Genomic DNA, 1,170 nt, shown 5'->3' with positions numbered 1-1,170 from the left:
GCGCTTGCACTCGACGTTGGGCTACGTCAGCCCGATGCAATTCGAGCAGGACTGGCACGCCGCCCAGAACCAACGAGTGGCATAATCTCCGCTCAGTTAAGGGATCCGAAATTCGCGGGCAACGTCACTAGACTCCGGATTTGCCGTAATTAAAGGACATACGTATCGAGTCGGCCAAGTGGGAAGCTTCGTCCGCATTCCGCAAGGCTACCAAGATCTTTACGGTGTCGTATGCGAGGTCGGAGCCAACGCTGCGCCGCAGAATGGCGATGGCGACAACGCAAACTCGGGCAGGTGGATGCGGGTCGAACTAGCAGGCGAAGCAATAGGCGGCGTTTTTGAACGTGGCCTTAGTCAACATCCAAACATCAACGACGCAGTTCATATCGTCACTGAGACCGATCTCCGTCGCATTTACGGCCCCGGTGGCAATGATCAAGTGAAAGTTGGTGCGCTCTCCAGCGCGGAGAATATCGCCGTCCGGCTTTCACTCGATTTATTAGTCACGAGGCACTCAGCGATTCTAGGATCCACAGGATCAGGAAAGTCCACCACTGTGGCTAGCCTCTTGCGGTCGATCGTGCAGCCAGAGGCACCAGCGGGCGGTTCGCCGAATGCACGTGTCCTCTTGCTGGATCTTCATGGCGAATACACTTCCGCCCTTGCCGACATTGCTCGCGTTTTTAGCGCGACGCCCGAGCCCGGACAAGAATCGCTTTTTGTTCCCTATTGGGCCCTTGAGGCAGGTGAACTGCTGGACTTCATTGCGGGCGACCTTAACGAGAATCAAGAGATCGCGTTTGCCGACAAAATTCACGAATTGAAGTCTGCACGCGTGCAACAAAGTGCGCTACCAGGGCTAGATCCGCAATCCCTCACCGTCGATAGCCCCGTGCCGTTTAGCCTGAAGAAACTTTGGTATGACCTGATTGACTTCGAAACGACGACGTTCACGGGCAAGGATCGCGACCAGCCCGCGATTGAGGAGAACGGTAACGCGAACACACTCACTCCACCGCGGTACACGCCTCATGCGATGGGCACTGTGGCGCGACAATCTGGATGAGAGACGCGCGACAATCAGCTTGAGAATGTCGCGGCAGAAATATGATGCCGATGTTGATTGACGCTGGCAAGCGTTTATTGATTGACGCGCGGTTTTGATTGACG

Annotated in this window: 1 protein-coding gene; it reads left to right on the top strand. The window is 55.6% G+C overall.

What is annotated here, in order from left to right; translation table 11 throughout:
- Window positions 1–178 precede the first annotated feature (178 nt).
- The gene (locus F6X40_RS41495; RefSeq protein ID WP_222946319.1) at window positions 179–1,066 is read left to right on the top strand and encodes an ATP-binding protein; all 888 of its coding nucleotides are present in this window, start codon (window positions 179–181) and stop codon (window positions 1,064–1,066) included.
- Window positions 1,067–1,170 lie beyond the last annotated feature (104 nt).

Source organism: Paraburkholderia sp. UCT31 (assembly GCF_014397655.1).
Lineage (GTDB): Bacteria > Pseudomonadota > Gammaproteobacteria > Burkholderiales > Burkholderiaceae > Paraburkholderia > Paraburkholderia tuberum.
The sequence above is the reverse complement of the archived record's forward strand: the minus strand, read 5'-3'. Positions and strand labels throughout refer to the sequence as shown.